The sequence below is a fragment of the Vibrio sp. V31_P5A7T61 genome (assembly GCF_009904895.1).
In the GTDB taxonomy this organism is placed as follows: domain Bacteria; phylum Pseudomonadota; class Gammaproteobacteria; order Enterobacterales; family Vibrionaceae; genus Vibrio; species Vibrio metschnikovii.
Genome location: NZ_WXWI01000019.1, coordinates 30,483 through 56,677, shown reverse-complemented (window position 1 = coordinate 56,677; position 26,195 = coordinate 30,483). Strand labels below are relative to the sequence as shown.

Here is a 26,195-nt window from a genome sequence, read left to right as displayed (position 1 = left end):
AAGACATTACCAACGAACTTGGACCACCACGGGGGTTAGGCGATGTTTGAATCCGTTGATTTTACTCACCAAACGTTGCCAAAGTTTCCAGCGATGGCAATGGCGGTCAAGGGGCGATAACAGCAAGGCGCTATGTGCCCAAGGCAAAGCATTGAGTATCGCTTGATCCGGTTTAGCAAAACCATGTTGATAATGACCAGAGCCCATTTTTTGTCCAAGACGTGTCATGGTTTTATCACCCGCCAGTACTAAACAAGCGCGAGCATTAACGAAATGCAGCCCCAACGCACGAATAAAAGAGGAAATCTGCTTTGCGTGGCAATCTAATAACGCATGCTCACATAAGATCAATACCGGAGCCGAATCAGGAATGATTAACCGCTCTAACCAGTCAAGATTATCGACACTACCGCAGCAATGCTGATAACGCTCACTACGATGAAACAGTTTTTGCCGCCATAACAAATGCTCACTCACATCGACTTCCACCCAGTGACAGCGCCCATTATCGACTCGGTAAAAACGCGTATCTAAACCAGCGCCAACATTAATGATCCAGCCATCAGGATGGGTCGCTAAAAAACGATGAATTTGCTGATCGCACAGTCGAGCCAGCGTAACATGCAATAGCTGTTTTTGCGGAATGTCGCCCGCGAGACAGTCTGGCGCAAGGTGACAACGCTGACAGGCACGAGCGGCTATCGGATCATAGACCAAGCCATCATCGACGAAACTTTCACGGCTACGCAACCAAAGCGGCTGCAGTAAACGAGTGGGTACTTGATAACGTGGTGATGAATGAGTGTACTTAGAGGGCATTATCATCTTCCTTATGTCACCATAAAAAGATGATAATGAATATCAATTAGATTGGCAAGCTAATGCGTGATATTTGAGCAGGGGTCACATCCAATCGGTATTACGGATAATACCAACGGCAATCCCTTCAATCGCTAAATCTTGACAAGTTAAGTCAACTTCAATCGGTGCAAAAGCGTCGTTCTCAGCATGCAGCCACACTTTCGCGCCTTTACGCTCTAAACGTTTGACCGTCACATCTTCTTCGACACGAGCGACAACAACTTGCCCATTACGCACATCCTGAGTTTTATGAACCGCGAGCAAATCACCATCCATAATACCAATGTCCTTCATGCTTTCCCCCTGAACACGGAGTAGAAAGTCGGCTTGAGGTCGAAACATACTCGGATCAACATGATAATGCGCTTCGATGTGCTCTTGCGCGAGGATCGGTTCACCAGCCGCGACTCGGCCGATCAAAGGTAAACCAAGATCTTGCTCAGCATCATTGGCTGCCCCTACTAAAATACGAATCCCACGTGAAGCACCGGGAACAATTTCAATCACTTGTTTACGAGCGAGAGCTTTTAAGTGCTCTTCTGCCGCATTGGCTGAACGAAAGCCCAGTTCGCGAGCGATTTCAGCGCGAGTGGGTGGCATTCCGGTTTCTTCGATCTTACTTTTAATTAGCTCGAAGACTTGTTGCTGGCGTGGCGTTAACGGCTTCATGACTCACCTGTCTTTTTATACAGTTAACTGTGAGTATATCCAGTAATTCACGAAAAGCAAAGTGGATTGCTGCTTTTTTGATTACTCCACCGCCCGTCACGGCTGGGCAGCGTTTCGAACAGGAATCATGAAACAAATCAAACCTCTAGTAAGCAATCAACTGACATGACGGAATAGTATTAAAAGGTTTGACCAGTTTCTGGTATTCTTGCGCTTCAAAAAAAGACACCGACTCAAATCGATCGTTCTCGGTTTGAGTTTTAGTACAGCATCTTGAGGCCTTGAACTCTTATGTCTTCCGGACACTCATTTTCTCGCTCTTTATTAAAATTACCGCTATCGGTAATGGTAAAAGGCACGGCGATCCCATCGAACCCGATTGATGATTTAGCCATTGATCTGCATAAACCGATTGTTTATGTCTTACCGTTTCGCTCGAATGTTGATCTACTGACGTTACAAACTCATGCGCTCAATGCGGGGCTCCCCGACCCACTGACCCCACTGACCATTAATGGTCAAACGCTAAAACGTTATGTTTTTATCGCTTCTCGTCCAGCGCTACTGCAAGACGACCACAATGTGCCTAACGAATCGATTACTACCTTTTCTGAACTGTTAGCCTTACATAAGCATGATTCTGAATTGGATGTTCAAATGATTCCTGCAAGTGTGCTATGGGGAAGACGTCCGGGTAAAGAGGGGCAAGAAAAACCTTACTTACAAGCTCTAAACGGGTTACAAAAAGCCATCGCCGTGGTGATCTCTGGACGTGACTGTTTGGTCCGTTTTAGCCCTGTAGTTTCATTGCGTTACATGGCCGATGCTCACGGTACCGATAGTTCAATTGCCCATAAACTCGCACGTGTGGCACGCATTCACTTCTCTCGTCAAAAATTAGCCGCTTCCGGCCCTAATTTACCTCAGCGTCATCAGTTATTTTCAAGACTAATGACCTCCCCTGCGATAGAAAAAGCGATTGCCGATGAAGCCAACCGTAAAAACATCTCATTAGAGAAAGCTCGCAAAGAAGCGCATAATATTTTGGATGAGATCGCCGCCGACTTTTCATACTCTTTAATCAAAAAAGGGGATCATGTTCTTAGCTGGCTATGGAATCGCATTTATCAAGGGCTGAACATCAACAACGCGGCCACGGTGCGTCGACTCGCTCAAGATGGTCATGAAATTGTCTATGTTCCTTGCCATCGTAGCCATATGGATTATCTTCTACTCTCTTATGTGCTCTATCACGAAGGGTTAGTTCCTCCGCACATTGCCGCAGGCATTAATTTAAACTTTTTCCCTGCCGGACAAATATTCCGCCGTGGCGGAGCATTTTTTATCCGTCGGAGTTTTAAAGGCGATCCTCTTTATTCGACGATTTTCCGCGAATACCTGGCAGAATTGTTTGCTAAAGGCTACTCGGTAGAATATTTCAGTGAGGGTGGCCGCTCACGTACCGGACGTTTACTGCAAGCCAAAACCGGTATGTTAGCAATGACCATTCAAGCGATGCTGCGTGGCTTGAACCGTCCTGTAACCCTAGTGCCCGTCTACATTGGCTATGAACACGTGATGGAAGTGGGCACTTACGCCAAAGAGCTGCGCGGTAAACGCAAAGAAAAAGAGAATGCAGGCTTAGTGTTTCGCACGCTACGTAAACTACGTAACTTTGGCCAAGGCTACGTTAATTTCGGTGAGCCAATCCCTCTTAATCACTATCTTAATGAACATGCACCAGAGTGGACTCAAGACATTGATGCCATGGGGGGCAGCAAACCCCAATGGATGATGCCTATCGTTAACCAATTAGCGACCAAAATGATGACACACATTAACGATGCTGCTGCCGCCAATGCGATGACCTTGTGTGCGACCGCATTATTAGCCTCAAGGCAACGTGCATTAGCTCGGGACAATTTGGTCAAACAAATCGATTGTTATTTAGCACTACTACGCAATGTTCCTTACTCGACGACCTTTACCGTACCTAGTGATAGCGCAGAGCAATTGGTCACCCATGCAGAGTCGTTAGATAAGTTTTTGGTTGAAACCGACAGTATTGGCGACATTATCTCATTAGATCGTAACCAGTCGATTTTGATGACTTATTATCGTAATAACATCATTCATTTACTGGCACTACCATCGCTAATTGCGCAGATGCTGATCCGTCAGCAATCATTATCGATCAGTGCTATCCAGCAAACCGTTGCTCAAGTCTATCCTTTCCTTAAGCAAGAGCTATTTTTAAGCTATGCCGAACATGAATTGGATGAAATTGTTGAGCGTTACCTATCCGAGCTTGAGCGCCAACACTTAGTGACGATTGAACAGCAAACGGTAACCATCAACCAAGCTCAGACACAAGTCTTGATGCTCCTTGGTCGAACGATTTCCGAAACTCTGCAACGTTATGCGATTGCCTTGAATCTACTGGTTGCTAACCCAGATTTAGCCAAAACGGATCTGGAAGCTAAGAGCCAAGAGATTGCTCAACGGCTGGGACGACTGCATGGGATTAATGCGCCAGAATTTTTTGATAAAGGTGTTTTTTCGGCGCTGTTTGTCACTTTAACCGAACAAGGCTACTTAGATCATGATGGTTATTGCCAATTGGAAAAAACTCAGCAGTTTGCCGATGCACTTTACCTGATGCTCTATCCTGAAGTCCGTTTAACCATTCAAGAGAGTATCTGTCAGGTCGAGTGGTAACGAGTTAACGTCATCACGGTTACAGACGCTGGTTATCACTGACCCAATAACACTAAGGCATCCCACGGGATGCCTTAGTCGTTGATCATCGAGTTACCACCACAGTGAGAGTATTAACCCCAATGTAATGACCATACCGACATAGTTATTGTTCAAAAAAGCATGAAAGCAAGGCATGCGTTGTCGATGACGAATTAAATGCTGCTGATACACAAATAAACCACTGGCAATTAAAATCGCCCAGTAATAACTGGCTCCTAGCGAATAAACCCAACCCAGTGCGATCAATAAAACGATCGTCATCAGTTGCAACATACCAATGATCGCTTTATCGCGACGACCAAATAAAATCGCGGTGGATTTCACTCCAATCAACAGATCGTCATCACGGTCAACCATCGCATATTGAGTATCATAAGCAATCGTCCACAGCAGGTTTACCCCAAAAACTAACCAGATGATTGGAGGCAAGGCATTGGCTTGAGCGGCCCATGCCATCGGAATCGACCAACTGAATGCTAAGCCCAGAAAAAGCTGAGGTACTTGAGTATAACGTTTCATGAAAGGATAGATGAAAGCCAGTAACACCCCGACTAAAGAGAGTTTTATTGTCAAAGGATTCATGGTTAGTACCAGTAAAAAAGACAGGATCACCAAGACTAAAAACAACCCAATCGCTTCTTTCTCACTCACTTTCCCAGTGGGTAACGGACGTTGAGCTGTGCGCTTCACATGCCCATCAACATGACGATCGGCAAAATCATTAATCACACAACCGGCAGAACGCATCGCAAACACCCCAACCACAAACACCACAAGTACGTGAAAATCCGGCATACCTTGCGCTGCTAAAATCAGCGCCCATAACGTTGGCCATAACAGCAACAACGAACCAATAGGTCGATCCATACGCATCAGTTGCCAATAGGCATGCACTTTTGCTTGGTTCATTTACACACTCTCCTTCGCGTAAATTGGGCAATCGGGCAAAAATAATTCAGCGACTAACATCGGTTTATGATTCATCCATAATCGTGAACGTCGCGCAAGTAACGGGCCATCCGAGGTCATCGCCCAGCCAACTTGTAATCCATCCCGTCGAACATGATCACTGTTAAAGACGGTAAGGCCAAGCGGAATATCCCCTTGTTGAGTCAAATCCTCTGGCTGATCTTGCAAAGAGCTTTGAGGAATGAGTGTACGACCGAAGACCCAGGGTCTAGTATCTCCGGCTAAAATAACCTGACGTAATAGACACGTTTCTGCCGTTAACCACGTCACTTCCGTAAAATCCAGTTGTGCAGGTTCCAGCCACTGGTTATGGTGCTGAATAATACTCAGTCGCTGACAATACTGAGCCATCAGACGCGATAACGACCCTTGCTCTAATAGCCAAGATTGGGCGTTATCCGTAGGATAAGTAAAATCTTCCGGCCATTGCCAATTAACTTGGCGTAATGAAGAAAGATAGAGCGGAGTCATTCTATTCATACTAGTATTCAATATGACGCTTAATCGTCATACAATAACGCCGACATGCAGGTAAACCGCGCAGCGTTCAGACTCTATTAAGCATTTTATTTACAATCAGATGCGCTATTGTAACAAGAGTCGGGCGATTCGAATATCGTGAACAGAAGAAAGAACAGGCACAACTATGCTTAAACGTTATCTAGTCCCAATAATGCTCGCCTTTGGCCTGCTAGCCCCCTACTCTGCGATGGCGAGTACGGAGAATAGAACTCAATTCGCCTATTTTACATTAGAGCCGGAATTGACCACCAACTTCCATACCCGAGGTAATCGTCTTGGCTATATTCAGGTCAGAATTGATATTATGGTCGCCAATAGTGCCGATCTACCATTAATCGAGCTCCATCAACCACTCATTCGTGATGCGGTCATTGAGCAGCTTGGTAAACAAACCGAGGATTCCATCCGCTCTCTTGCTGGCCGAGAAAACTTACGAAAAACCCTCGTCGAGGATTTAAACAATATCTTATTGCCTGAAACCGGACGTACACTGATCGCTGATTTACTGTTTACCAAATACATTTATCAATAAAACAGAGTCAACGAATCTCTCACGGTCATCGAACTATCGCTCAATGGAACGCTTTCGATGACCGACTTGCATCGTGTAAACCCAATAACATACCGCTAACTAATCCGACCAAGTGCGCCGTATTGGCGATCGCCATAAATGGCTGAACAAATCCCAACACCAACCAAATCAGCATAAAACCAATTAACGGTTTAGGCATCTCTAAACCAAGTTGAGGCGCTCGCCAGCCCAGCAGCCATAAATAACCCACCAAAGCATACACAACCCCAGATAAGCCACCAAAATTCGCGCCTTCCACCCAGTATTGTCCAGCACCAGAGAGAGCCGCAGCGATCAATGCTAGCTGGGTGAGTTTAAGACTACCAAGCCGCTTTTCAATATCACCGCCAAGCTGCCACCACCACAGTAGATTAAACGCAATATGCATGATGGAAAAATGCAGCAGCGCATGGCTAAACCAACGCCATAATTGCCATTGTTGACCCGCGAAAGCCGGAAAATGCAACCCCGCAAACACCTGACGAGCCAAACCAAGCTGTTGTAAAACAAAAATCCCGATGCAGACCATCATCACCAGTAATGTGATTGGCCCAGCTTTGGCTTTTACCAGTGATAGAAGACTCGGGGCTTGATAAGTAAACGGCGTTGGTTGAGTATTGGCTACCTGCCAAGAAGCCGCTTGATATTTACTGTCTTGAGGATAACGCAAGAAATGCTGTAGTTCGCTGTCGGTTTCTATTTGGTGCTGCTCATCGATGAGCCATAAAGAAACCTGACCACCTTCCTCTGGCTGCATCTGTACCTCGATATGCCGTGAGGCCATATAATCAATGAAAGCTTGTGCCATCCGAGGATGAGCTAAGGTGATCAATTTTATCATTTGGGTTAACTCGTTGTTGTCGGTAAATGAGCGTGATGCCAGGCTTCAAAGCCTCCATCAATACTATACACCTGTTCAAAACCTTGGTTAACCAAGTATTGAGCCACACCTTGACTACTAATACCGTGGTAACACATGACTAAAATGGGCCGTGTTAATTCATGCTCTTTAATAAAAGCATTGAGCGTGTCATTGGTTAAATGAAACGCATCCCGAGGATGAGCTAACGCAAAGGACTGCGGATCACGGATATCAACCAGCGTGGCCTCCGTTTGTTCAAGTAACTGTTGTGCACTGATAACATCAATATGTTGAAATGGGTCCATGAAGTGATTCTCGTTAAGCCATAATTAGTTAGCACACATTGTAACCTAACCCACATTGAACAAGTACATAACGACTGTGGGGTTATGCTCAATAATCTTCAAGCATTATATTGTGGATAATTCTGTGGATTGCGTTGATAAGGTATCTCAAGAGAAAATGATCCACTACATGTTGTGATGATCTTTATTTTTCTGTGTGTAAGAAAAACATATCCCCAAATAGAAAACAGCGTTCAAGCCTTGATTTATCGTCACTGATGATCATTCGTGATACTTTTCATCACAGAGTTATCCACAGAAAATCGACCCGACGTTGATCACTGTTTTCGATCCTAATAAAAAAGCCGAGATCGATTGATCTCGGCTTTCTACCCATCCGTTGTCTAGCGGCTAAAAATCACCGACCGCTTCTTTGAGCTTTTTCATCGCATTCTTTTCTAGCTGGCGAATCCGCTCAGCAGAAACTTGATAAAGATCCGCTAATTCTTGCAAGGTCGCCTTTTGGTCATCCAGCCAACGAGAGCGCACAATATGCTGACTACGTTCATCCAAACTTGCCAAAGCTAAACTAAGGCGATGATTGGTATGATTCTCCCAGTTTTGCGCTTCGATATTTTCCGCTAAATCCGATTGCTTATCTTCCAGATACAGCACTGGCGCAGTGTAAGCATTCGGGTTGTCGTCATCTTCAGCAGAAAATTCAAACGTTGAATCGAGCGCCGCTAAACGAGATTCCATTTCTCGAACTTCAGCAGGTTCAACCCCGAGTTCACGAGCAACGGTTTCAACTTCACCGTTATTAAACCAACCGAGACGCTTTTTCGATTTACGTAGGTTAAAAAACAATTTGCGCTGCGCTTTAGTGGTCGCAATTTTCACGATACGCCAGTTGCGTAACACGTATTCATGAATTTCGGCTTTGATCCAATGCACCGCAAAGGAGACCAATCTTACGCCGACCTCTGGGTTAAAGCGTTTGACCGCTTTCATTAAACCAATGTTTCCCTCTTGAACAAGATCCGCAATCGGTAACCCATAACCCGAGTAGCCACGAGCAACATGAACAACAAATCGAAGATGCGATAAGATCAACGTTTTCGCCGCTTCAATATCACCTGAGTAGTGCAACCGCTCAGCCAGTTCACGTTCCTCTTCAGCCGTTAGCATTGGGTAGCTGCTGACTGAACGGATGTAGCTATCTAAGCTATCTTGTGAAATAAGAGCCATTGGGTACGCTTGGTTAGTCATTCAAATCCTCATCAATCTGTGATTTTGAGTTAATTTTAACCTGACAATCTTGAACCGAAAATGAATTGGTTTCAAGCCTTGATTGCCGATAATTTTACTCTCAGCTCTGGGAGCCGATCAATAAGACCGCGCTATTTTATAGCGGTTCAATTTCTTTTAAATGCCGCTGCGCAGAAAGACGCGCCGCCAAACACCCCAACAGAGTTCCTAGCATCATTAGCAATAACGACTCATCCCAATTAAGGCCAATCAATCGAAAACGGCTATCATAAAGTGTCGCTAATTCAGCCACAGCACCATTGAGGATAATGGTCACTAAAGCCGTTAACAGCCAAGCGGATAAGCTACCCAGCAAACCAAGCCACATCCCTGAATACAGGTAGGGACGTAGAATATAACTGTCCGTCGCGCCAATCAGTTTCATGGTTTGAATTTCATCTTTATTGGCTTGAACATTAAAACGCAAAGTATTACCGATGATCAAAAAGATCGATGACAACATCAGTATCGATAGACTAATCACGATGATCATCGCTAAATGTCGAATCGCATCTAACCTCGCTAACCAATCTTCATCTAATCTGACATCGGTGACGTTGGCTTGCTGACGAGCCTCCTCAGCAATCCGTTTGATTTGCTGATTGTCTTCAACACTAGGAGTAATGACGAGTACCCCTGGCAGGGCGTATTCATCCAGTAAACTAATGGCCTGATCAAACCCAGCATATTGACTGAGTTCAGCTAAACCTTGCTGTGGGGATATATAATCAACCAAAGCGATATCAGGGCGACTTTCTAACTGATCTTTTAATATCATCACCCGCGATTCAGGTGTCCCTTGTTGAAGATAAACACTCACTTGAGAAGGACTGGTGACATTCACCGCAACCGAAGCGATATTTTTCGTCAATAGATATAAGCTGGCCGGTAACGCTAACGCCATTGAGATCACCGCTAATGTAAGCAAATTACCCAGTGGACGTTGCCATAATGCCGAAAATGCCATTTTGGCTTGCTTACTATGAGTGGTAATAAAGCTGTCTCGCGGGGCTCTGGGATAAGGCTGGCTGCGTTTTTTAGGATTGACTTTATTGCTGACCATACTCTTCCACCTCACTCAAAAAGCCTTGGTTCAACTCAAAGTGACGATACTGAGGTCGAGATTGCACCAAGTTAATATCATGAGTTGCCAATAAAATCGTTACACCTGCGCGATTAAATTCTTCAAAGAGCCGTAAAATACGATTCGATAAATCAGGATCTAAGTTACCTGTCGGCTCATCCGCCAACAATAAGGTCGGCCGGTTCACTACCGCGCGAGCAATACCAACGCGTTGCTGCTCACCGCCCGATAATTGGCTAGGTAGACAACGGGCTTTGTCTAGTAAGCCGGTTTTATCTAATGCTGCTGAAACGCGCCGCTTGATATCTTGCTCTGCAATCGATTCGATACGCATGGGTAAAGCGACATTATCAAATACCGTTCTGTCCATCAGTAGGCGATGATCTTGAAACACAATCCCAATATTGCGCCGTAAAAAAGGAATGTCGCGGTTAGGAATACGAGTAATATCATGACCATTAAAACTAATTTTACCGTCACTGGGACGCTCAATCGCACAGATCAACTTAAGTAAGGTGCTCTTACCTGCTCCAGAGTGTCCGCCTAAAAAAGCCATTTCACCCCGACGCAGATGAAAATCGACTTTTTGTAACGCTTGCCGACCGCCACGATAAGCTTTACTGACTTGTTGAAACTTAATCACCCGTGATCCCTCTATGACACATAACACATCGCTGGCTAAAAATATTAACGGCGACAGGCAGGCCGGTCAGCCATGCATGATCGCCGGATTCAACACCGTAGTGGTTACTCTTCTCGGCTAAATAGCGCGTCGATAAATTCTTGGGTAACAAACGGACGCAAATCATCAATCCCCTCACCAACGCCAATATAACGGATGGGTATTTGAAATTGGTCAGCAATAGCAAAAATAACGCCGCCTTTCGCGGTGCCATCCAATTTAGTCAAAGTGATCCCGGTGAGTGGCGCGGCTTGGCTAAACAACTTGGCTTGGCTAATCGCATTTTGTCCCGTTCCCGCATCGAGAGTTAACATGATCTCATGCGGCGCTTGCGGATCAATTTTCTTCATTACACGGACAATTTTTTTCAGCTCTTCCATTAAATTGGCTTTATTTTGTAGTCGACCTGCCGTATCAGCAATCACCACATCAATACCTCGAGCTTTAGCAGCTTCAATCGCATCATAAATCACCGAAGCGCTATCTGCTCCCGTATGCTGAGCAATAACCGGAACGTGATTACGCTCTCCCCAGACTTGCAATTGCTCAACGGCCGCGGCGCGAAACGTATCCCCTGCCGCCAGCATGACTTTTTTACCTTGCGCTTGGAATTGTTTGGCTAACTTACCAATCGTTGTGGTTTTACCAACCCCGTTAACCCCCACCATTAAAATCACATAAGGCATGGTTTGGCTATCAATCTGCAACGGTTTTTCTACTTTGGCCAACATTTCTGCCATTTCTTGCTTTAATAACGCGTACAGCGCTTCACCGTCACGCAACTGCTGACGAGACGCTTTTTCGGTTAAACTGGTAATGATTTTAACCGTAGTTTCCATTCCTACATCAGCCATCAATAATTGCTCTTCAAGCTCCTCGAATAGCTGATCATCGATTTTTTTACCTTGAAACAACCCAAAAAAGCCAGCGCCGATATTTGCTTTAGTACGACTTAAACTCCGTTTAAGACGCACAAAAAAGCTTTCACTCGGTTTTTCTTGCTCTTGAATTCTAGGCGGTATTTGTTCTGTTTCTGTTTCTGAAAAAGCGTCTGAACTGGCTATTTCTTGTTCAACGGGTAAGATCGATGTGTCTAAAGCGGTACGCTCCGCTTCGGTTATTGACTGTGATTCTTTCTCTTCTACTACTGTTGTTGTGTTTGGTTGTTCATCCCCAAACCCTAACCATGACAATAAGCCACGTTTCTTTTTTTCCGTCATTGGGAGCTATCCTGAATTTGACATAACGATGACTCTTTTCTTGCAAGATTATCCTTTTAAGAAAAGAAAAATGACAAAGCAGTGAAAACTTTCTCGTTCGCTTGATAAACTTTGTCATAATATTGAATTCTGCTGGCTATTTATCTCAATGTTTAAACACAAGCTAAATAGATCAGTCATATAGTAACACTTAATTCACGGTCAAAAAATCTATGCTAAAACGTCGCCCGCAAACCCTATCACAAAAACGCCTCCCCAGTGGCCATGTTCGCATTATCAGTGGATTATGGCGCGGCCGAAAATTACCCGTGCATGACGCACAGGGATTACGCCCCACCACTGACCGAGTCAAAGAAACCGTGTTTAATTGGTTAGCGCAAGACATCGCAAAAGCAAAATGCTTAGATTTATTTGCCGGTTCAGGCAGCTTGGGATTTGAATGCGCCTCCCGTCAAGCAAACCTAGTGACCATGCTCGAACTCAACGGGGCGGCTTATCATCAGTTGAAGAGTAACATCGCTCGCTTACAAGCCAATAACATCAATGCTGTGCATGGCGATACTTTGCAATATCTCAAACAATCCGCCAGCGAATACGATGTGGTTTTTATTGATCCCCCCTTTCACCAAGGATTGATCAACCAAGTAGTACCGTTACTTGAATCCAACGGCTGGTTAGCAGAACAAGCGATTATTTATATTGAATGTGAAAAAGAACTCTCATTGGATGAGCTACCTGACAACTGGCAACTGCATCGAGAAAAAACCGCTGGCCAAGTGTGCTACCGTTTATACCTCAGACAAGCGACGTCGGTATAACGTCACCGACGATCGCTATCATTTAGTGATGCAAGATAAATAGCATTGATAGGGAGCGGAGCTATCTGCTCTCGATTACGCCATGCCCATGTAGCTTTTCACACCATTAAGGAACATTTGGGTCGAAATCATTACCAATAACAACCCCATTAAGCGCTCTACTGCTTTTAACCCGCGCTCGCCCAATACACGATGGAAGAAATTGTAGAACATTAAAATAACAAAAGTTCCTGACCATGCAAGAATCACCGCCGCAGAGAGCTCAAGCATATGTTGAGGATGCTGAGTTGAAAGTAAAAGTAGCGCGGCAATGACAGAAGGCCCTGCAATCATCGGGATCGCCATCGGTACTAAGAATGGCTCTTCTCCTGCCGCTAAACCTGTAATGCTACCCGCACTGGGAAAAATCATTTTAATCGCAATGATAAACAGAATAATGCCGCCAGAAATACTCAAGGTTTCAGGCTGAACATGCAAGAAACCGAGAATCGATCGCCCTGCAAACAAAAATAGCATCAGAATCACTAAGGCAAAGAACAGTTCGCGGATCAGCACTTTACGGCGACGTTTAGGATCAAGATGCTTAAGAATGGATAACACAACAGGCAGGTTACCCAGCGGATCCATGATCAAAAATAACATGGTTGCCGCCGATAAAATTTCCATAAAACCTCAATAGACACAGGGGGTGATAAATGGGTATGTCCGTGGCAAGGGAAAAGTTGAATTAAAAAAGCAAAACAACAGAAGCGACCATCAAAGATTGAGCGAGCAGATAACTCCCAGAAATCCAATATTGTCCCCAAGGTAAAGTGTGTCGATAGTCATGAATGGCCAATAATAACGCCGACAAAATAAACAGCAAGCTACCCACAAACCCTGCCAAAGATGCCAAAGAAGGGCGCTGCAGCAATACCTCACCGGACGCCCAAGCTAATTGTACCAGCACAAGCCCCATGATCGTAACCGGAAAAAGTAACGTATCGATTTGTGGCAGAAGAAGGAAAAAAGTCACAATGCTGGTTGCAATCAATAAAGCGGGCAGCCACCACACCATATTACCGGATAATTGAATCCAAAATGCTTTGCTATAACAGAGCTGAGCAAATAGAAAGCCTAAAAAGCACAATTTAGGTCGCAAATGAAACGTATGTAATCCATCCGCCAACATAGCAATAACTAGACCGGTGGTTATCCATATTGCAGGCATAGAGCGAGAAAATAGTGGTTCAATGATCATCGCTAGTAGTAGTACTAAACTGACCATTTTAAACAATACGGCTTGCCGTCTATGATGGTTTTCCAACGCAGAAATGCTGATGAATCCCGATAATGCCACAGAAATCCAGCTCCACATGTCGATACCTCTTATCAATTCTGCCGCCAGTGTAGGCATGTCATCGATGAAGTCCAGAAGTGAACTGCAAAAATTGGATCTTGATTGCGATTCGATAGTGGTAAATTTACCATTGAAAGCTTATCCGCATCTCTACCTCGTTAACTATTCTTTGACTGAATTAGCCTCGACACACAACCAATAAACTATAAAAAACATCGTTTTAAAGCAAAAACAAACACCAAAAACCCATAAAAAATCAAAGTTAAAAAATAAAAAAACAAAAAATAATAATAAAAAATCATACACTTAAAAAAACAAAATCAATAAAAAATCCACCTTAAATTAAAAACAAATAAAAGACACAAAAACAACAATAAAAAACAAACAACGACTCATCCAACCAGAATCAAATGATAACTTATATCATTAAGCTATTAGTGTATTCTTAAAAAAACAGCAATTAACTGAAAAATGACAAAACTCGCCAAGTAGTCGCCAAAACCAGAATAAACACATCACATAAACATTAAATCAACATTATAAATAACAATAAATTCAATAACTTAAATTGAAAATGAATAATTCAGCGCCAATAAGAACAAGAGGTAACCAGCTCATAAACTCCTCTTCATCAAGCCGTAATCGGATAAACCATCACACTTTAAAGCCAACTTTTAAGGCTTTCAGCAAGATCCCCTTGATCAAGTCAATAAAGCAAGCTATTCTGATTACATAGATGAAACAGACAACAGAGGAGCAGTGTTATGATTTCTTCATCTCAAAAACAGGGATTGGTAATGATCGCGGTCATCGTAGGCTTAATGACACTGCCACTACTTTACTAACCCTTTGTTAAAAAAAGAAAACAATAAAAAACACATATAAAAAAGGACACTAGGTGTCCTTTTTTATATGTGTTTTTTATTGGCATCAGTAACAGATAAACCGAACGATAGCGCTAGCCTTGCTTAACTTATCGATACGGTTTAATTTTATTAATCGATAGCATAAGTCTCTAATCTAAAGCGCAAGATTCAGTCTCTGTGCTAGCTCTTGGGTAAAAAGTGGGGGAAAAACTTAGATAACTCATCCCAATGCAGGTAATAAAACGTTACTGCCGCCATCGTCATTAATAACATCAGCATCACAGCAACACGCCAAATAAAGCGCCCACTACGTGGAGCGAGTTCTTTTTCACACTGAAGACACGCAAGTAAAAACGCTTTCCTATCCGGCAAATGAAAATGATCTTCATGGACAATTTTATTGCGAATCGTAGCGATGTATCTCAACTTTTCAATAATGTCATGCGGTAAACGCTCCTCGCAGCTAGAAATCAACTGATGCAAACCTTTACCTTGAGCATGATAATGCTGACGCAATACGGTCTCTAATCTTCTCGTTCGTAATACGACTTGTTCTATCTCGGACATGTCTGCCTCCTTGCTTATACCTTTGCTACTTGAAGCTGCAACGGTGTTGGCTACGGTCGTTCACCCCAATCATAGAGTCTGTCTATGCTCATGGGGACTCACTTGCCGCCTACCTGCAACTCCAAGTGGTTTAGGTATACACTACCACGATCCTATTGTTACCGATCGTAAAACGTGGCACGACTGAATTGTCGCGCCAGAAAAAATCTCACCGCCAAAATGTGAACTCAACCGAAAAATCTTGTTGTTCAATGCTGAGTTAATCACGCAATTTCGCTTCACTCCCCCTAAAGTCAACCACTTCGGTAAACTCAGTCTTCACTCTTTGTCTTTGGCTACTATCGAGCCCCGTCATGAGTTTAGCTCAGCGGCTTTTCCGGAGAATATAATGTCACCTTCTCTGTTACTTATCGTAACTATACTGGCCCTATTATTGATTGGCTTATGGTTATTTAGTCGTTTTTTTCGTCAACATGTTCAAGGTGAAAATGCCCCTGAACGTACCGCCTTCGTCACCGTTTTAGACAAACAAATCGTGGTCATAGATAACCCACTTCCCGAACAAGAGGAACAAGAATATTGGATTTATGTCCAAAAAGGGACATTGGGCCCGAAACGAGAATTTCAAATTGGCCCGCATTACTACCACGCTTTAAATCCAGGCGATCAAGGCATACTGACCTACCAAGGACGAAAATTTCTCCACTTTGCTTTGAAAACTTAAGGCAGTAACCAACGAGTGGCTGTCGACCTTGATAAAGCATAACTGGTGAGTAATGCCCCCGCGCCACTCAATAATACCCAAAGTGGGATGACCCATAAGGGATGGCCGTCATACCATGCGTAAGTTTTCATTGGCCATAGGAAAATCGGATGCAATAAATAAATGCCCAAACTGTGCTGGCTGATGATCACTACCCAACGCTGCACTGCACTTGGTAATCTTTCAGCTAATGAGCGACACAACACAAAGACCATGATCGCCGCAGCAACGACATTAAGCGTTTTATACGATAACCAACGCCCAACCGTATACCGCCCGTGCATGAGACTCAATTCCAGTACCGCTTGGACCGTCATATACAGTGCAAACGAGCCCAGAATGACAACTAATAATAGACTAAAAGACGATAGCCGCAGCTTTTGGTACAGCAGGTAACCTAGAGGCAAATAACCGCTATAGAGCCAAATCTCATGACTCCATGGCCCGTCAATACCAAATAAGTACAAGCCTGTTGTAATTAACCATATCGTCACCAAACTGTACCAAAAGCCATCATCGACTCGATTAACTAACCAATGTAAACAAGGAATAAGTAAATACAGCGGGATAAAATAGTAAAAGAAGCCTAAATGGTAATAGGTCTCTTGATGAGGGCTATCAATCAACGTTTGTTTTACTACGTTGAGGTCAAATCCGCGAATACTCCAGCCGCTTAAGTAAGCGTAAAACAGCGACCAAATCACAAAGGGAACCACCACTTTGCCTAATCTTCGCTGAAGGTAATAGCGTAACTCAAATGGCCTAGGGTCGCTCAGCATCAAGGCGCCAGAAATCATAATAAAAATCGGCACAGCCCAGCGACTAAGGCCATTAATCGTCACCGCACTGATCCATTGTGGATCAGCAATGGTCCCCATCATCGACCGATAAGGCGCTAAGACATGAATCGCAATCACTGCAACGGCAGCAACACAACGCAATAAATCAAAAAAAATCACTCGCTTAGTCATAACGTGCTCTAGAGGTGGTGAATAAGCAACAATCCCGCTCCCCCTAGAGCATAGACTGATGGACTTAGGGTTACCCAAAATAGAAAAATAACTATAACGGATGGATTTAAAAGAGAGGTAAAAATAAAGCTAATCGTCTGTCAATGGTGAGTTCATCAATCAAAGCGCAACCCAGTTCCATCGGTTTAACCTATTAAAACAATACCCACAACCCATTTTCTTAACACCTCATCGGGCGATAACATAGCTTCAACGTTTGCAAAACAGCAAAATCTTGTCATCGATTACCATCGATCGTTATAAAAATATTAATGAGGTGAGTGTATGAAAACCAATCTTATCGGCCTAGACAGTCATCAAAGCCAGCAACTCGCTGCATCCTTAAACCAGTTATTGGCTAATTACCAAGTGCTGTACATGAACACTCGTGGTTACCATTGGAATATCAAAGGCAAAGCTTTTTTTGAATTGCACAGTAAATTTGAAGAGATCTACACCGATCTACAAGCCAAAATTGATGAGTTAGCCGAACGCATCTTAACGCTCGGCGCTCAGCCCTTGCACAGTTTTAGCGCCTATTTACATGCCACGGAAATTGAAGAACACACTAACGCCACCGATGGTCAAACGACCATGCAAGGGCTGGTGAACGGCTTTGGTGCATTAATTACTCAGCAACGCGCGATCCTCGCATTTGCCGCTGAAGTCGGCGATGAAGGCACTAGCGCCCAAATGAGTGACTACATTCGCGAGCAAGAAAAACTGGTCTGGATGCTTAACGCTTGGCTGCAATAAACCGAAATCGAAGCTTAAACAGATCACGATTACTGAATCATTAAACCATCCATAAATAATCACCACCCTTTTGACCGGCGCGTATTCCCTCCCCAAAGACAAGGATGAATAAGCGCACGGTCTTTTTTATTGGCGGATCCAATCCATCAACAAAGTGAATGGGTGCACTACTAATATTGTCATGCCTTTATACAAACGATTTGGCGTTGCAGGTAGGCATTGCAATTCTGGTTGACTGGCTTATGCTAGCCAAGTCGGTCCTTTGCAGACGGCACCTCATCATCCATAGATTAGATAAGCTCATGCCAAACTCTTATACTCAAGAAGCCCAGTTTCAATACGCGATGCAGCACGATATCGCACCATGTTGGCAATCTCGTCAGCAAGGTTATCACCTGACGCTTGATAATAAACGGCTCTATTGGTGCTCGCTTACCGCTGCGCAGCATAATAAAGTGATTATCATTGTTAATGGCCGTATTGAGTCTGCGTGTAAGTATCAAGAACTCTTCTATGACTTATTTCACCAAGGGTATGATATTTACTCTTTTGATCATCGAGGCCAAGGACTGTCAGAGCGACTTATTGCTGACCCACAAATGGGCTATGTCGAGCAGTTTGATGATTATGTACGGGATATGGATGAACTTATCACTAGGTTTCCACTGCAAAACTACACGCAACGCTATCTGTTGGCTCACTCAATGGGCGGCGCCATTACCACACGCTACTTAGAAAGTTATCCAAACCACCCTTTTGATGCGGTTGTACTTAGCGCCCCCATGCTGGGGATCAATATGCCTTGGCAGTTGCGGCCAATCGCCTTCACTCTGACCAAGCTGCTCAGTGCTACCTATGCGACTCCCCATTACGCTCCCGGCTATGGCGCTTATCTGCCAAAACCTTTTGCCACTAACCAACTTACCCACAGCGCTGTTCGCTACCAATGGTTTCGTGAGCTGTATGAACAACAGCCACAACTAAAATTGGGGGGACCAAGTGCACATTGGGTTTGGCAAAGCCTACTGGCGATTAAACGTTGCTTTACAGAGATGAAAAGTATTCGTCTCCCCTTGTTATTGCTGCAAGCAGGACAAGATACGATTGTCAGTAATCACGCTCAAACTCGCTTCATGACGCAATTAGCACGCACCAACCCTCAAGCCAAGATCGAGATTATTGATGGCGCAAGGCATGAGTTACTGTTTGAAAGCGATCATTACCGCACTCCCGTGTTAGATAAAATCCTGGCTTTTTTTGCACAGCATTCCCAATAATGACCACGCATTGCCAATAGAGGAAAAGAACCCGTTCTAGGTTTACCCTCTTTTAGACAATCATTTTCACTTACACTAGTCTGCCACAGTTATGCCTTGGCATTTTAGCAGTACAACGAGGGTTTTATGACCACTGAACAAACAACACCGGTACGTATTGTCGCTTCCGATCTCGATGGCACCTTGTTAGCGCCTAACCATCAATTAAGTGAAATCACCAAGCAGACGCTGCACGCTCTTCATCAACAAGGTTTTACTTTCGTATTTGCTACCGGACGACATCATATTGATGTTGCTGGCATTCGTGAAATTGCTGGCATCCCTGCCTATATGATCACCTCAAATGGCGCTCGTGTGCATGATCAGCATGACAAAGAACTGTACAGTAAAAATGTACCTGCAGAGTTAGTCCAAGCGATCATCGATCTGGTCAAACACGATGACGATATTTATGTGCATATTTATCGCGATGACGACTGGTTACTCAATCGTGAAGATGAAGTACTGCGCCATTTCCACGAAGACTCCGGCTTTACTTATCAAGTCTTTGACGTCAATGCAGCCCCGAATCAAGGCGTCGCTAAAATCTTCTTCACTAATACCAAACAAGATCATGAGCAGCTCGTCCACTACGAAAACTTAATTAACCAACATTTCGCCGGACAGCTGAGTGTCGCTTTCTCAACCCCTTGGTGTTTAGAAGTGATGAGAGCGGAGGTATCGAAAGGCGAAGCGCTACAAGCGATTGCTCAATCTCTAGGCTTAACACTGGAACATTGTATCGCGTTTGGTGATGGCATGAACGATGTGGAAATGCTCTCAATGGCAGGTAAAGGATTAGTGATGGCAACGGCACATGAAAAAGTATTTCGCGCCTTACCCAATAACACCGTTATCGGCAGTCACGCCGACGACGCCGTCGCTCATTACCTACAGCAGCACTTACTGGGTCATAACCAACAATAGCTGTCAACAAACCACGTGAAGTCAAACAAAAGGGGATAATCACACCTAACTCTGGTTGTGTTCATCCCCTTTATAACTCGCTCCAAAAGAAATCAATAAACAATATCAACCCTTCACCACTTCTTGAGCGATGATCGCTTGCCACTCTGACGCGCTGAGTGGCATCACCGATAACCGATTCCCTTTTTTCACCAAAGGCAATGCCGCCAGTTCCTGCAGTAGTTTTAGCTCTGACAGTGGGATCAAACGTTGAGTTTTACGTACAAACTCAACATCAACCATCAACCAATGCGGTGACTCTGGGCTCGATTTAGGGTCGAAATACGCGCTGTTGGCATCAAATGCAAAATGATCGACATAAGCTTCCCGTACCACTTGCGCAATGCCCGCCACACCAATATTCTGACAAGATGAATGATAAATCAGCACCTTATCACCTTCTTTGACAGCATCGCGTAGCCAATTTCTTGCCTGATAATTGCGTACCCCTTCCCAAGGCGAAACCTTTTGTGTTCGTAAAGTGTCAATAGAGAAGGTATCCGGTTCAGTTTTAAACAACCAATATGCCATAATGAAGCCCTATATTTTTGTATGTTCTGCCACGAGGAAGAGAGAACATGAAGCAGCTAACCACACTAGCCGCCCTTTTTGCGCTGCTTGCTATCCAAGCGTGTTCATCACCACCACCTGAGCAATCAGCGGTGGCGCCAAGCTCAGAGCCGATCCCTGCGACTCTCGATAACCCTGCCAGTGTAAAAATGCAAACCTTTATCCTGCGTGGCGAAGTCGTTCTCGGCCCAGATGTCAGCTCATTAACCCCTTGTGATAGCAATAACCAGTATTGGTTAGACTTATCACCGGAACTCAAACAACAAGCGAGAGCAGTGGCTCATCAACCTTATCAAGCTCTCTATGGTGAGGTCATCGGTTATCTGACGCCACCGAGTCAAACGGGATTTAATGGTGATTATACCGCACGCTTTGTCGTCCAGCAGATCAACCAACTGAGCGCAGAAAATCCTCAGCGCTGCCAGCATCCCTCACGTCCGACCCGCGCTTTTGGTACGGAACCGTTTTGGTCCATTCAATTCACGCCTCAAGGGCTAGAATTTCAGCCTTTAGGCGGCGATAAACAGCATTTTATGATTGAGAATAGCCAACTGTCGACTCAGCAACGTCATTATCAGTTTCCAGAAGGCCAGCTCAGTTTAGTGCGTGCCGTTTGCTCCGATAACATGAGTGACACGCTTTACAGTTGGCGATCAACCTTAACTTTATCCGCAACCACTTATCAAGGCTGTGCAACATTGAGCAACGTCGATACCACGCAAACTTGGGCGGGTACCTACTTTGCAAGTGCCAGTGATCAACGCGGATTTGGCGTCACGCTAGAGCTGAACGCTGATCACAGTGCCATCACACGTTATCGTTATTTGAGTGGCGAACGGGAACTGGTTGAAAAAGGTTATTGGCAACAGCTCAATCCTAAGCAAGTGCAAGTAGTCATGACCCACCATCAACAGCAATACTTATTATCAGAACGGATTTACACCCGTGATGGCTTCCAGTTGCATGCTGATAAAGAAAAAATTGGCCACCAAGTCTATCCGATTAGTGAAGGGGGCCTGACGCTCTTTCAAGCCAAAAGCGTCACTGACGAGCAAGCGACCTTTCATCGACCAACCTTAAATGACCGTCCGCAGTCTATCCCCTCTCGCGGTGATTATGATGAGCAAGTCGACCAAGCGATCAAACGCTATTTTGCTCTGCACAAGACCGACCCAAGTCATGTCCATTATCGCTGGTTGAAGTACGACTTAAATGGCAACCAAACACCAGAGTTGCTCGTTCAACTGGACTGGTGTCAGCAAGATCAATGCACCTTACTGATTTTCGAGCAAAAAGCCGGTGAGTGGCGTTTTAACAGCCGTATCAATCAGGTCGCCACGCCTTTTCAACTCGGTAAGCTCGCTCATCATGGCTGGCAAGATCTGATTTTACCTCTCAGACGTGATCAGCAAACCCAGCATTATCAATTAGCCTATAATGGCATCAGCTATCCGGTCACCACTCGCGGCGCTCAACCGGCACAAACAACACAGATCAGCGGTGTCACGCTGTTTGCCGATGGATTAGCACCCAAAAGTGGAGTGAAATTATAATGGCTTGCTTAGAATGTGGTCTCGAATGGCAATGTCTTTGCTCTGCGGTTCCATCGCTCACCGGCCCATTAGCCCTCTCGTTACTGATGCATGAAAATGAATATCAACGTGAGACCAATACGGGTCGCTGGCTGGTTAAAGCCTTGCCCGATTGCGCAGACTATCTCTGGCAGCGACGCACGCCGCCCCCTGCCTTGCTCGAACGCCTCAATGATCCAGGCTATTACTCGCTGTTAATTTATCCCAGTGAGCACAGTGAACCTGTCGAGCAGCATCTGCAACATGCACAAGATAACGGGCAAATCCCTCACTTTATTGTCTTAGATGGCACTTGGCAGGAAGCGAAAAAAATGCTGCGCAAAAGCGCATGGTTAAACCTACCACATGCCCATTTAACGACCATGCAAACCTCTCACTACCAGCTAAGGCGTAACCAGCAAACGGGACATTTATGCACCTTAGAGGTAGCCAGTGAATTGCTCAAGCACATCCACCAACCTCAGCAAGCGCAGGCATTGACCGATTTTCTCGACACATTTATGAAAACCCTACAGGCCGACAAAAGTGGCCATCGATTACGCGAGCACTCGCTGACGTAAGCGCACAGGCTGACCTAAGTAAAAACCTTGCAGGTAATCAACGCCCATGTCTTCGCTTATCTGACAGACGGTTTGGTTATGGACAAATTCAGCCACCGTTTTGGCATTCAAAACTTGGCAAAGTTTGATCAATTGCTGAGCAATTTTACGCTGCTTAATATCTTGATCGATATTACAAATTAAGCTGCCATCTAGCTTAATGACTTGCGGCTCTAATTTAATAATCTCGTCAATATTCGAGTAACCACTGCCAAAATCGTCAACAATAATTCGCACGCCTAAACGCTTAAAGTGCTCACATACTTCAATCATCTGACCATAATCTTTAATCTGTTCATTTTCGAGCACTTCTAAACCTACTCGCGATGGATCAGCCAGCGATTTCACGGCTTCCTCAAGACGCAGTAGCGTGCGTTCACTCATTAAATCTTGCGGAGAGAGATTAATAGAAAATGCTTCATGACGATCACGCATGATATCAAAGGTGCTTTTTATCATTTGCCGACTTAAGCGCGTGTAAAGATGACTGCCTTCGATGATCGGCAAAAATCGTCCCGGTAGAATAATCTCCCCGTCGTCTTCAATGCGCACCAAACACTCATAAGAAGCCAGTTGATGAGAATGAGCATGTACGATCGGCTGGCCGTACACCAACACATTATTATCCAAAACCGCCCGGCTCACACAGGATAACCAGCCTAATCGTTTTTGACGTAATTCATCTTGAGCACGTAATCGCGTCGCACTGCAAAAATGCCGATTACGCTGAAAGGCATGTCGACGTGCTTCAATCGCGCGTAGCAATAAATCGTCCGCATCTTCAGCCGGAAATTCTTTACGGCTGACTAATCCCGCGCACAACGAAACAGAAACATAATCCACTTCCGGTAAACCATAAGGTTCAAAATTGACATGCTCAAGCTGCTCAACAAATTGCGAAAACAGACGATGAATCTCTTCTTCATCGCGATCAGCGCTAAACACCGTCGCCCACTCGCCAACACCAATCGCATACAGTGAACTTAGGCCTAGCAGATGTTGAGTCAGGTAATCTTGGAAATGGCCGGTTAAATCAACCAATAACTGATCACCAACTTGATAACCGTATTTTTCATTAATCTGATGGAAGTTGGTCAATTTTAGCGCGAGTAAATGTTCACCATTCACCATCTGTAATAGCCGTTCACGCAGCACCACTCGATTAGGTAAACCAGTACGTCGATCGACTCGATAGCTCGCGGTAAGCAAGGAAGCTTGATCTTGAATCTTCTGGGTCAAATCACGATTCATCTCGTCCAGATCATCTAACGCATTACGAATCAGACTGAATAACGGGGCAATTTCATCGTGTTTGGTGACATAGGCAGGGCTTAACGTAGTCTGAGCTGGCGTGCCTTCACGCAGAGCGAGATAGGTCATACTGTGATGAAGCATGCGTTGTGATTGTCCGTCATGCCACCACTCACCCGCTAAATAGCCACCATGAGTGGCCGCTTGGTTTTGTAAAGGCAGCAGTTCTTGGTTACCAGCAATAAAGTCCAAACGTGAAGTACAACTGTAAATCACGATTTGCTCGGCTTGGAATTCACGTAGTCGCTCAGCACCGATCGAGATTTGTTCCAAGGTTATCGATGGATGATCAAAACAAAACCGCACCTCATCCCCTACCGCTAATGGCGCATTAAAAAGTAAGCTCACATCTTGTTCGGCAAGCGGCATGTATACGTCTTGTAAAGTGGCCTCACCTTTCATTAGCGGGAAATGGCTCAATCTCTCCAGCGGTACCGATTGACCATTGCCCAAGTAACGGTCATACAATTGACGAATCGGTATATCATCGATACGTTGTACCATGCAGCCATTGGCAGCCGTGACCCGAAAGGTTCGCCCAACCGGATTCCACTCCGTATAAGCCCCAGTTTGAACGTGTAAGCTCTCACTATGCAAGGCGACACTCACCATCGCTTGATGATATAACTGTCGCCCGAGCAAAACCCATTGCCCTTGTTTCGTTTCGGTGGCTAACCCCCCTGCGACGATAATCCCCGGAGCAAAGGTATTCAAGGCATGAAAACGCGCCTTATCATCAATGTGAGTTTGACTGACAAAACACACCATTAGCTGAGAGTCGGGCTGTAACATCAAGCCATCAACTAACGCTTGGGTGTCTTTTCTTCCAGAGTGGGAAAGCGCTTGCGCGGAGCAGGTAAGTTGAGTATTAGCAAAGTGACTGAAGATCAATAACGTACCGTCGTGGTACAACTGACCATCATGAATCATCGGTTCAGCGCTCAAACCAATCACCTTGGCCTCAGGATATAGGGTCAATAATCTATCAACCCATGCTTGAACTTTCTCTATCGATTCACTGGACATTAATTGGATCAGTAATTGACCCGCCTTGGCCAAGGCGTGATGAATCGGTAATTCAGGAACCTCAGATTGTGCCGGAAAAAATAACGATGTTGTGAACATACTCTCACTAACTCAGACTGCGAATACAACTTGTATCATTTGTGCAACTACGTTAATGATTAACCATATAGATCACAATGTTTATTCAAGAAATCAATTGATTAAGTTGCTCTAGTCGATGAATTTCAACATCAGGCAAAACCGTTGTACGTGAGTTTTCACGCAAAGTGAGACCTTGATCGTTATACCAACACGATTGGAAACCATTTTGCTTCGCCCCTTGCACGTCGGTGACCAAGTGATCGCCAACATGCAAAATCATTCTGGCCGGAAGCGCTAACCTGTGACTCGCTTTCTCAAAAAGATCCGCATAAGGTTTAGCTCGCCCATCGGGACCAGCCTTCAGTACGCTCTGAAAGTATTCACTTAACCCAATTTGCTCAACATCAACATTACCATTGGTGATCGCAATCAACGGCAGCTTTTCCGCTAGAGAACTCAATACCTGATGTGTCATTGGTGGTACATCAACCAAATTACGTAAGCGTAAGACTTCATGGATCGTTTCTTCTGCGACTTGTTGCGCCAAAGATGCAGAGTAGCCTAACTGCAACAATCCTTGTCTTACCTGCTCAAAACGCCACTGGGTAACATCGTGGCGCAACCAAGGATCTTGCACTGCAATCTGCCGCTTGAGGCTTACCCACCATGCGTTAGGTTGGCTAGCGGTCAATGGATGCTGCTGATGCAACCATTGCGTCACCTGCTGTTCTAAACGCTCAATCACTGGATGGTTATCGTACAAGGTGTCATCCAAATCAAAGCTCATCGCTCGAATCGGTCCTAACTGACGGTAAAACAGCAT

At 44.8% G+C, this 26,195-nt stretch carries 26 protein-coding genes; 9 read left to right on the top strand and 17 right to left on the bottom strand.

The features are described 5' to 3' along the window. Nucleotides 1–6: 6 nt before the first annotated feature. Both CAG58_RS03205 and lexA read right to left on the bottom strand, forming a co-directional pair. A complete protein-coding gene (locus CAG58_RS03205; RefSeq protein WP_115152674.1) occupies nucleotides 7–825 on the bottom strand; it encodes a class I SAM-dependent methyltransferase in 819 nt (272 codons plus the stop codon). 78 nt (nucleotides 826–903) lie between these two features. Next, nucleotides 904–1,530, bottom strand: a complete 627-nt coding sequence (lexA, locus tag CAG58_RS03200) for a transcriptional repressor LexA (protein ID WP_004393945.1) — start codon at nucleotides 1,528–1,530, stop codon at nucleotides 904–906. Nucleotides 1,531–1,821: 291 nt separating this feature from the next. Here lexA and plsB point away from each other — a divergent pair, with 291 nt between their 5' ends. After that, nucleotides 1,822–4,248: a glycerol-3-phosphate 1-O-acyltransferase PlsB gene (gene plsB / locus CAG58_RS03195; RefSeq protein WP_161425726.1), complete on the top strand. Its 2,427-nt coding sequence runs from the start codon at nucleotides 1,822–1,824 to the stop codon at nucleotides 4,246–4,248. A gap of 93 nt (nucleotides 4,249–4,341) precedes the next feature. Here plsB and ubiA read toward each other — a convergent pair whose 3' ends face one another. Both ubiA and CAG58_RS03185 read right to left on the bottom strand, forming a co-directional pair. Next, nucleotides 4,342–5,199, bottom strand: coding sequence for a 4-hydroxybenzoate octaprenyltransferase (gene ubiA, locus CAG58_RS03190; protein WP_158137501.1), 858 nt, complete (start codon nucleotides 5,197–5,199; stop codon nucleotides 4,342–4,344). Further along, a complete protein-coding gene (locus CAG58_RS03185; RefSeq protein ID WP_158137502.1) occupies nucleotides 5,200–5,739 on the bottom strand; it encodes a chorismate lyase in 540 nt (179 codons plus the stop codon). A 166-nt stretch (nucleotides 5,740–5,905) separates the two neighbouring features. Between CAG58_RS03185 and CAG58_RS03180 the strand changes: the two genes are divergently transcribed. Next, on the top strand, nucleotides 5,906–6,313 hold the full coding sequence (locus CAG58_RS03180) for a flagellar basal body-associated protein FliL (protein ID WP_040903599.1): 408 nt from the start codon (nucleotides 5,906–5,908) through the stop codon (nucleotides 6,311–6,313). A gap of 40 nt (nucleotides 6,314–6,353) precedes the next feature. Here CAG58_RS03180 and glpG read toward each other — a convergent pair whose 3' ends face one another. The 6 genes from glpG to ftsY all read right to left on the bottom strand — a co-directional run bounded on the left by glpG (nucleotide 6,354) and on the right by ftsY (nucleotide 11,792). Beyond that, nucleotides 6,354–7,193: a rhomboid family intramembrane serine protease GlpG gene (gene glpG / locus CAG58_RS03175; RefSeq protein WP_161425727.1), complete on the bottom strand. Its 840-nt coding sequence runs from the start codon at nucleotides 7,191–7,193 to the stop codon at nucleotides 6,354–6,356. 5 nt (nucleotides 7,194–7,198) lie between these two features. Beyond that, nucleotides 7,199–7,519: a thiosulfate sulfurtransferase GlpE gene (gene glpE / locus CAG58_RS03170; RefSeq protein ID WP_161425728.1), complete on the bottom strand. Its 321-nt coding sequence runs from the start codon at nucleotides 7,517–7,519 to the stop codon at nucleotides 7,199–7,201. A 390-nt stretch (nucleotides 7,520–7,909) separates the two neighbouring features. Beyond that, complete coding sequence (gene rpoH, locus CAG58_RS03165; RefSeq protein ID WP_004393939.1) at nucleotides 7,910–8,767, bottom strand: RNA polymerase sigma factor RpoH; 858 nt, start codon at nucleotides 8,765–8,767, stop codon at nucleotides 7,910–7,912. 136 nt (nucleotides 8,768–8,903) lie between these two features. Further along, nucleotides 8,904–9,869, bottom strand: coding sequence for a permease-like cell division protein FtsX (gene ftsX / locus CAG58_RS03160; RefSeq protein ID WP_161425729.1), 966 nt, complete (start codon nucleotides 9,867–9,869; stop codon nucleotides 8,904–8,906). Next, on the bottom strand, nucleotides 9,856–10,533 hold the full coding sequence (gene ftsE / locus CAG58_RS03155) for a cell division ATP-binding protein FtsE (RefSeq protein ID WP_004393937.1): 678 nt from the start codon (nucleotides 10,531–10,533) through the stop codon (nucleotides 9,856–9,858). Before ftsE ends, ftsX begins: the two co-directional genes overlap by 14 nt. Before the next feature lie 104 nt (nucleotides 10,534–10,637). Next, the gene (gene ftsY / locus CAG58_RS03150) at nucleotides 10,638–11,792 is read right to left on the bottom strand and encodes a signal recognition particle-docking protein FtsY (RefSeq protein ID WP_161425730.1); all 1,155 of its coding nucleotides are present in this window, start codon (nucleotides 11,790–11,792) and stop codon (nucleotides 10,638–10,640) included. A gap of 212 nt (nucleotides 11,793–12,004) precedes the next feature. Between ftsY and rsmD the strand changes: the two genes are divergently transcribed. Continuing rightward, nucleotides 12,005–12,610: a 16S rRNA (guanine(966)-N(2))-methyltransferase RsmD gene (gene rsmD / locus CAG58_RS03145; RefSeq protein WP_158137505.1), complete on the top strand. Its 606-nt coding sequence runs from the start codon at nucleotides 12,005–12,007 to the stop codon at nucleotides 12,608–12,610. Between the two features lie 75 nt (nucleotides 12,611–12,685). On the opposite strand, the gene CAG58_RS03140 is transcribed toward rsmD, so the two are convergent. The 3 genes from CAG58_RS03140 to CAG58_RS03130 form a co-directional block, all read right to left on the bottom strand. Next, nucleotides 12,686–13,276, bottom strand: coding sequence for a YhgN family NAAT transporter (locus CAG58_RS03140; protein ID WP_004393933.1), 591 nt, complete (start codon nucleotides 13,274–13,276; stop codon nucleotides 12,686–12,688). A 61-nt stretch (nucleotides 13,277–13,337) separates the two neighbouring features. Next, complete coding sequence (locus CAG58_RS03135; protein ID WP_170904976.1) at nucleotides 13,338–13,973, bottom strand: lysoplasmalogenase; 636 nt, start codon at nucleotides 13,971–13,973, stop codon at nucleotides 13,338–13,340. A 1,022-nt stretch (nucleotides 13,974–14,995) separates the two neighbouring features. After that, nucleotides 14,996–15,382, bottom strand: a complete 387-nt coding sequence (locus CAG58_RS03130; RefSeq protein WP_161426384.1) for a DUF4145 domain-containing protein — start codon at nucleotides 15,380–15,382, stop codon at nucleotides 14,996–14,998. A 388-nt stretch (nucleotides 15,383–15,770) separates the two neighbouring features. Between CAG58_RS03130 and CAG58_RS03125 the strand changes: the two genes are divergently transcribed. Then, nucleotides 15,771–16,106 carry a DUF2500 domain-containing protein gene (locus CAG58_RS03125; protein ID WP_154169828.1) on the top strand — a complete coding sequence of 112 codons (336 nt, stop codon included), beginning with the start codon at nucleotides 15,771–15,773 and terminating at the stop codon, nucleotides 16,104–16,106. Here CAG58_RS03125 and CAG58_RS03120 read toward each other — a convergent pair. Further along, nucleotides 16,103–17,116 carry an acyltransferase gene (locus CAG58_RS03120; protein ID WP_154169826.1) on the bottom strand — a complete coding sequence of 338 codons (1,014 nt, stop codon included), beginning with the start codon at nucleotides 17,114–17,116 and terminating at the stop codon, nucleotides 16,103–16,105. The genes CAG58_RS03125 and CAG58_RS03120 overlap by 4 nt on opposite strands. Nucleotides 17,117–17,440: 324 nt before the next feature. Between CAG58_RS03120 and CAG58_RS03115 the strand changes: the two genes are divergently transcribed. From CAG58_RS03115 to CAG58_RS03105, 3 genes are all read left to right on the top strand, one after another. Beyond that, entirely contained in the window at nucleotides 17,441–17,911 is a 471-nt protein-coding gene (locus CAG58_RS03115) for a Dps family protein (RefSeq protein ID WP_161426385.1), read from the top strand. A 302-nt stretch (nucleotides 17,912–18,213) separates the two neighbouring features. Next, nucleotides 18,214–19,188: an alpha/beta fold hydrolase gene (locus CAG58_RS03110; protein ID WP_161426386.1), complete on the top strand. Its 975-nt coding sequence runs from the start codon at nucleotides 18,214–18,216 to the stop codon at nucleotides 19,186–19,188. Between the two features lie 126 nt (nucleotides 19,189–19,314). Next, nucleotides 19,315–20,154, top strand: a complete 840-nt coding sequence (locus tag CAG58_RS03105) for a Cof-type HAD-IIB family hydrolase (protein WP_161426387.1) — start codon at nucleotides 19,315–19,317, stop codon at nucleotides 20,152–20,154. Between the two features lie 105 nt (nucleotides 20,155–20,259). On the opposite strand, the gene CAG58_RS03100 is transcribed toward CAG58_RS03105, so the two are convergent. Continuing rightward, complete coding sequence (locus CAG58_RS03100; protein WP_161426388.1) at nucleotides 20,260–20,724, bottom strand: EVE domain-containing protein; 465 nt, start codon at nucleotides 20,722–20,724, stop codon at nucleotides 20,260–20,262. A gap of 47 nt (nucleotides 20,725–20,771) precedes the next feature. Between CAG58_RS03100 and CAG58_RS03095 the strand changes: the two genes are divergently transcribed. Both CAG58_RS03095 and CAG58_RS03090 read left to right on the top strand, forming a co-directional pair. After that, a complete protein-coding gene (locus CAG58_RS03095) occupies nucleotides 20,772–22,316 on the top strand; it encodes a COG3650 family protein (RefSeq protein WP_161426389.1) in 1,545 nt (514 codons plus the stop codon). Next, a complete protein-coding gene (locus tag CAG58_RS03090) occupies nucleotides 22,310–22,915 on the top strand; it encodes a tRNA-uridine aminocarboxypropyltransferase (RefSeq protein WP_187026870.1) in 606 nt (201 codons plus the stop codon). The genes CAG58_RS03095 and CAG58_RS03090 overlap by 7 nt, the downstream gene beginning before the upstream one ends. Here the strand turns inward: CAG58_RS03090 and CAG58_RS03085 are convergent. Then, the gene (locus tag CAG58_RS03085; protein ID WP_161426391.1) at nucleotides 22,892–25,390 is read right to left on the bottom strand and encodes a bifunctional diguanylate cyclase/phosphodiesterase; all 2,499 of its coding nucleotides are present in this window, start codon (nucleotides 25,388–25,390) and stop codon (nucleotides 22,892–22,894) included. The two genes, CAG58_RS03090 and CAG58_RS03085, sit on opposite strands and share 24 nt — an antisense overlap. Before the next feature lie 85 nt (nucleotides 25,391–25,475). Then, nucleotides 25,476–26,195 (bottom strand): 5-amino-6-(5-phospho-D-ribitylamino)uracil phosphatase YigB, encoded by a 720-nt coding sequence (yigB, locus tag CAG58_RS03080; RefSeq protein WP_158144562.1) that lies wholly within the window; start codon nucleotides 26,193–26,195, stop codon nucleotides 25,476–25,478.

Excerpts from the sequence above, each read along its gene's own strand:
- CAG58_RS03095 (WP_161426389.1), top strand. The coding sequence starts at position 20,772 with ATGAAGCAGCTAACCACACTAGCCGCCCTTTTTGCGCTGCTTGCTATC.
- rsmD (WP_158137505.1), top strand. The coding sequence starts at position 12,005 with ATGCTAAAACGTCGCCCGCAAACCCTATCACAAAAACGCCTCCCCAGT.
- CAG58_RS03105 (WP_161426387.1), top strand. The coding sequence starts at position 19,315 with ATGACCACTGAACAAACAACACCGGTACGTATTGTCGCTTCCGATCTC.
- rpoH (WP_004393939.1), bottom strand. The coding sequence starts at position 8,767 with ATGACTAACCAAGCGTACCCAATGGCTCTTATTTCACAAGATAGCTTA.
- plsB (WP_161425726.1), top strand. The coding sequence starts at position 1,822 with ATGTCTTCCGGACACTCATTTTCTCGCTCTTTATTAAAATTACCGCTA.
- lexA (WP_004393945.1), bottom strand. The coding sequence starts at position 1,530 with ATGAAGCCGTTAACGCCACGCCAGCAACAAGTCTTCGAGCTAATTAAA.
- CAG58_RS03130 (WP_161426384.1), bottom strand. The coding sequence starts at position 15,382 with ATGTCCGAGATAGAACAAGTCGTATTACGAACGAGAAGATTAGAGACC.
- CAG58_RS03115 (WP_161426385.1), top strand. The coding sequence starts at position 17,441 with ATGAAAACCAATCTTATCGGCCTAGACAGTCATCAAAGCCAGCAACTC.
- ubiA (WP_158137501.1), bottom strand. The coding sequence starts at position 5,199 with ATGAACCAAGCAAAAGTGCATGCCTATTGGCAACTGATGCGTATGGAT.
- CAG58_RS03100 (WP_161426388.1), bottom strand. The coding sequence starts at position 20,724 with ATGGCATATTGGTTGTTTAAAACTGAACCGGATACCTTCTCTATTGAC.
- CAG58_RS03205 (WP_115152674.1), bottom strand. The coding sequence starts at position 825 with ATGATAATGCCCTCTAAGTACACTCATTCATCACCACGTTATCAAGTA.
- CAG58_RS03110 (WP_161426386.1), top strand. The coding sequence starts at position 18,214 with ATGCCAAACTCTTATACTCAAGAAGCCCAGTTTCAATACGCGATGCAG.
- ftsX (WP_161425729.1), bottom strand. The coding sequence starts at position 9,869 with ATGGTCAGCAATAAAGTCAATCCTAAAAAACGCAGCCAGCCTTATCCC.
- ftsY (WP_161425730.1), bottom strand. The coding sequence starts at position 11,792 with ATGACGGAAAAAAAGAAACGTGGCTTATTGTCATGGTTAGGGTTTGGG.
- glpE (WP_161425728.1), bottom strand. The coding sequence starts at position 7,519 with ATGGACCCATTTCAACATATTGATGTTATCAGTGCACAACAGTTACTT.
- yigB (WP_158144562.1), bottom strand. The coding sequence starts at position 26,195 with ATGCTGTTTTACCGTCAGTTAGGACCGATTCGAGCGATGAGCTTTGAT.
- CAG58_RS03180 (WP_040903599.1), top strand. The coding sequence starts at position 5,906 with ATGCTTAAACGTTATCTAGTCCCAATAATGCTCGCCTTTGGCCTGCTA.
- CAG58_RS03120 (WP_154169826.1), bottom strand. The coding sequence starts at position 17,116 with ATGACTAAGCGAGTGATTTTTTTTGATTTATTGCGTTGTGTTGCTGCC.
- CAG58_RS03185 (WP_158137502.1), bottom strand. The coding sequence starts at position 5,739 with ATGAATAGAATGACTCCGCTCTATCTTTCTTCATTACGCCAAGTTAAT.
- CAG58_RS03140 (WP_004393933.1), bottom strand. The coding sequence starts at position 13,276 with ATGGAAATTTTATCGGCGGCAACCATGTTATTTTTGATCATGGATCCG.
- CAG58_RS03085 (WP_161426391.1), bottom strand. The coding sequence starts at position 25,390 with ATGTTCACAACATCGTTATTTTTTCCGGCACAATCTGAGGTTCCTGAA.
- glpG (WP_161425727.1), bottom strand. The coding sequence starts at position 7,193 with ATGATAAAATTGATCACCTTAGCTCATCCTCGGATGGCACAAGCTTTC.
- CAG58_RS03125 (WP_154169828.1), top strand. The coding sequence starts at position 15,771 with ATGTCACCTTCTCTGTTACTTATCGTAACTATACTGGCCCTATTATTG.